The organism is Sediminibacterium sp. GW821-FHT12F12 (genome assembly GCF_058806635.1).
Map to the genome: position 1 here is coordinate 1 of NZ_JBXAPW010000025.1, position 4,564 is coordinate 4,564.

Annotated in this window: 4 protein-coding genes; 1 reads left to right on the forward strand and 3 read right to left on the reverse strand. The window is 42.4% G+C overall.

The features are described from left to right. Positions 1–57: 57 nt before the first annotated feature. Entirely contained in the window at positions 58–915 is an 858-nt protein-coding gene (locus AC1RNB_RS18500) for a hypothetical protein (protein WP_493085232.1), read from the reverse strand. 361 nt (positions 916–1,276) lie between these two features. Then, positions 1,277–2,878: a phosphoenolpyruvate carboxykinase (ATP) gene (gene pckA, locus AC1RNB_RS18505; protein ID WP_493085234.1), complete on the reverse strand. Its 1,602-nt coding sequence runs from the start codon at positions 2,876–2,878 to the stop codon at positions 1,277–1,279. Between the two features lie 358 nt (positions 2,879–3,236). Here pckA and AC1RNB_RS18510 point away from each other — a divergent pair, with 358 nt between their 5' ends. Continuing rightward, a complete protein-coding gene (locus tag AC1RNB_RS18510) occupies positions 3,237–3,839 on the forward strand; it encodes a hypothetical protein (RefSeq protein WP_493085235.1) in 603 nt (200 codons plus the stop codon). On the opposite strand, the gene AC1RNB_RS18515 is transcribed toward AC1RNB_RS18510, so the two are convergent. Then, positions 3,820–4,359 carry an LOG family protein gene (locus tag AC1RNB_RS18515; protein ID WP_493085237.1) on the reverse strand — a complete coding sequence of 180 codons (540 nt, stop codon included), beginning with the start codon at positions 4,357–4,359 and terminating at the stop codon, positions 3,820–3,822. The two genes, AC1RNB_RS18510 and AC1RNB_RS18515, sit on opposite strands and share 20 nt — an antisense overlap. Between the last annotated feature and the right edge of the window lie 205 nt (positions 4,360–4,564).

Here is a 4,564-nt window from a genome sequence, read left to right on the forward strand (position 1 = left end):
CAACGACTGACTTCCAATCTTTAGTCTATCCTTTCCACATTAGCCTCTTTTATTTATTTAACTCAAACAGCTTCTTAATTTATCTTGGCTATGGAAAATAGCAAAGAAATCATCACTAAATAGACTGAAGCTTATATTTTCATCTCGTGCTACAAATCTAAGATCAATACTTTTACTTTTTAAATCGAATAGCATTGCGACATTATGAGCCCATAAATCGCTTCTTTCTTTAAAATTAACAACTTTAGGTTCTTCTTCACTTTCGATATGCATTCCTATAGCTTTCTTCGATGGATTTAGTGATTGTTCAATCGAACTTCTTGTGAAATTCTTGAAATATTCTTCAGCCTTTTGTTTGTCGTAAGATTCACCTGCTTGCATCAAGATTGATACTTCATCTCCTTGTCGTACTAATGAAAGTCCTCCGATTATAAATGTCTTATCATTGTTTGAAAAATTGATTTCATCAAATCCTGTAGTGAAAGAGAAATGGTATATCACATTTTCAGGAATATTATCATAAAAATCAATTTTTTCTAAATCGAAACCTCGGTCTGTTACATGATCTAAAAAGTCAACTAGTGAAACTCCATAAGACTCCTCTTCCGAAAGTAACTGTATTACTGAATTATGATGATTAAAAATAAAGAACGGCTCCAGAGTATTGAATGAAGTAGGAAGTGATTTTGGTCCATATTGTAGGAGCCTACTTGCGTATTCCATTAGATAATATCGCAAAGCATTTTCATTTGTCCTATCTAACCCATTATTAAGTTGAATATGAACAATTTTTCTACCTGTGTCAAATTGCTTTTTTAGCTTTTTCCATAATGATGGATTTGCGACTTTGATTTTATCAAAGTCAAAATTGCTGTCAGCTTGGTTGAATTTAGAAAATATTGCTTTTAGTCTCATCTATGATTATTGTCATTCTTCATATTGTACACAACTTAGTTATACGCGCTAAACTGTTGCACCAATACAGCCATTCAGGTTGGCTTTGCATGCATAACTAGCACTTAATGAATATAAGAAAAATTTATTCTAAGCTATATGAGAGGTGTTGGTGACTAACCTAATTGTATTTAAACCAATGTAATGTGGATGGTTGCTTTATCCCTACTTTTCATACAACCGTTGATGGCATTGAGTAATCACCCATATAGAATCCCTAAAACCCATAACAGAAAACGCCACCTTTTGGGTGGCGTTCCTTGTAACAGACAAGCAACCGAAGAGACCATTTGTATCCCGCCCAAGCGGAAAAAATAAGCAGTTAGATTTTGGGTGCGGCCTGCAGAATTTCTTCCGAAACGCCCGAAGCGTATTTTTCAAAATTCTGCACAAATTGAATAGCCAGGTCCTTCGCTTTGGCATCATAGGCAGTTTTATCCGCCCAGGTGCTGCGTGGGTTTAAAATTTTTGGTGGTACACCGGGGCAGCTCAATGGCATTTCCATCCCAAATACAGGATGGGTTTCGTAGCCCACGTTGTCCAGTTTGCCTTCCAGCGCCGCGGTGATCATGGCACGAGTATAAGCCAGCTTCATACGGTTACCAATGCCATAAGGGCCCCCGCTCCAACCGGTATTGATCATCCATACATTTACTTCGTGTTTACGCATTTTCTCTCCCAGCATGGCCGCATATTTACCGGGATGCAGGGGTAAAAATGGTGCGCCAAAACAGGCACTGAACGTGGTTTTGGGTTCGGTAACACCCGCTTCGGTACCCGCCACTTTAGCCGTATACCCGCTGATGAACTGGTACATGGCCTGGCCAGCAGACAATCGGCTGATGGGAGGCAATACCCCATAGGCATCGCAGGTTAAAAAGAAGATATTTCTGGGCAGTCCGCCAATACTGGGTTCCAGCGCATTGCTGATAAAGCCCAGCGGATAACTCACCCTTGTATTCTCGGTAATTTCTTTACTGCTGAAATCGATCTGGCGGGTGCCGGGATAAAAATGAATGTTCTCTACCAGGGCAGAGGGTCTGATAGCACGGAAGATCTCGGGTTCTTTTTCCTCACTCAGGTCAATGGTTTTGGCATAACAGCCGCCTTCAAAATTAAATACGGTGTTATCTGTCCAGCCATGTTCATCATCGCCTATCAGTTTGCGGTTGGGGTCGGCACTGAGTGTTGTTTTACCGGTGCCGCTCAAACCAAAGAAAACAGCCACATCTCCTTCCCTGCCCATATTGGCACTGCAATGCATGCTCAACACATTTTTTTCGTTGGGCAGCAGAAAATTGAGCACACTGAAAATTCCTTTTTTGATCTCACCCGTATAACCGGTGCCGCCGATCAGAATGGTTTTGTGTGTAAAGGAAATAACCGCAAAATTGTGTTGTCTGGTACCGTCTTCTTTCGGATCTGCCGTAAAGCCCGGCGCCTGTATGATATGCCATTCCGGTGCAAAACCAGCAAGTTCTTCCTCTGCCGGGCGCAGGAACATATTGTGTGCAAACAGATTACTCCAGGGATGTTCGTTGATGACACGGATATTCATCCTGTGTGCCGGATCGGCGCAGGCCTGCGCATCGCGCACCCATACTTCTTCTTTGGCAGCGAGGTAATCCAGCAGTTTTTTCTTCAGCTGGTGAAAATATTTTTCGTCGATGGGAATATTAAAACCGTTCCAGTCAACCGTCGTTTCTGTCAACGCATCCTTTACAATGAATTTGTCTTTCGGACTGCGCCCGGTAAATTCTCCGGTACGGATACAGAGCGCGCCGGTATCGTTCAGTACACCCTGACCGCGCAGTACGGTCTGTTCTGCCAGCTCTTCGGGCGATAACTGGTAATGAATAGTTGTTTGCGGGGTAAACCCTAATTCCTGTAGTATCTGTTTGGGATCTATGGTAGCAGCCATCATATACGAACAAACGTTAGTTAGATTGCAAAAGTAATTGTTTAACGCTTTCCGAATTTTTTATGTGTTGCGGGTACACATAAAAAAAATGCAATTGATACCGGGTTTCTTGCAGAATATCCAATATAGCTCCAGATTAACTAAATAATAGATATAGATAACTCACGTATTTTGAATGTTTTAGAAATCGTTTTCGGCTATTGCAACAAATTGGGTATCTGGCCTGCAAAAGAGCCGCAGGAAGGTTGACAGTGAAGGTTTTGCGCTAAACCCTTCTTTTTTGCCTCATCCTAACATTTTTTTAGATAACAAAAAATCTGCATACCTGACTAAATGAGTAGGTTTGCAGTAAATGCGTGTTATGAAGAACCTGAAACTGACTGTTGCATTCTTTTTATTGACCATCTGCACCATCGCTTCTGCCCAACAGCAGGCAGCTGATGAGCAAAAAGGCAAATTCAAACAAGAGAATATTTTCCTCGGAACCAGCCTGAACCTCGGTATTGCCAACCGTTCCTTTAATGTGGGGCTGAATCCGGAGGTTGGGTATAGTGTTACCCGCTGGTTAGATGCGGGTGTCTCGCTCAATATCAATTACTTTTCGCAGAACGCGTCCGACTTCAGCAATATCCGTTTCCGCAATTTCAATTTCGGGGGAGGTCCTTTTCTGCGCGTATGGCCGCTGAGTTTTCTGCATTTTCAGGTACAGCCAGAATATAACTGGATCAGTTCCAGTCAGAAAAACGTGCTTACCGGACAATCGGGCACCTATAAATACAATGCCGGCAGTTTACTGGTGGGTGTAGGGTATGGTACCCGTGTTCTGGGCTCGCACTATTCGTATGTAACACTGATGATCGATGTGATGCAGAACCTGAACTCTCCTTACCGCGATCAGTATAATGATCCCTTACCGGTATTCCGTGCGGGTTTTGGTATGTATCTTAAGCCAAGGCGTCGATAGCTGCCTGCGCTGTATCGCAAACGATCAAGCGGGTTCGCCAGTTATCATAGAGAAATCCTTCTTTGGCCATGGTATCAATATGCTCGATCAGGTGTTGATAGAAACCTGCAGTATTCAACAGCACGATTTTTTTGTTGTGGATATTGAGGTTGTTCCAGGTAAGCATTTCGAAAAATTCATCTAAGGTTCCGTTTCCACCGGCGAGAATGATAGCTGCATCGCAGAGCTCATACATCGTCTTTTTACGCACATGCATGTCTTCTACCACCCGTAATTCGGTAATACCTTCATGCTGCGCTTCCCATTCGAGTAACACTTTGGGAATCACCCCGATCACTTTGCCTCCCTGGTCCATCGAGGCATTGGCCACGGCCCCCATCAAGCCCTTATTGCCACCGCCGTAGATGATCGTGATATTTTTATCGGCCATCAGTTTACCCAGGGCTGCCGCTTCTTTTTCGTACAAGGGATTGTTACCGGATTTTGATCCGCAAAACACTGCAATACTGCTTACACGCATACATCAAAATTTGATTAAGCAAATTAGGTTAAATGTTGTTAACGTGTTGTGCTATCAGGCAATGCTAAATTTCTTAAGTTGGAAAAATAAAAACTGCCAATTCAGGGTGTTCGATAAAAAATACTAACCAGTCCGCCTAAGAAGCTGTTTAAAATTCGCTTTATTGATAGTTATTCGACATTAATATGTGTAAAAGTGGATAAAA

Coding starts and splice junctions, on each gene's coding strand:
- AC1RNB_RS18510 (WP_493085235.1), top strand. CDS start 3,237: ATGAAGAACCTGAAACTGACTGTTGCATTCTTTTTATTGACCATCTGC.
- pckA (WP_493085234.1), bottom strand. CDS start 2,878: ATGATGGCTGCTACCATAGATCCCAAACAGATACTACAGGAATTAGGG.
- AC1RNB_RS18500 (WP_493085232.1), bottom strand. CDS start 915: ATGAGACTAAAAGCAATATTTTCTAAATTCAACCAAGCTGACAGCAAT.
- AC1RNB_RS18515 (WP_493085237.1), bottom strand. CDS start 4,359: ATGCGTGTAAGCAGTATTGCAGTGTTTTGCGGATCAAAATCCGGTAAC.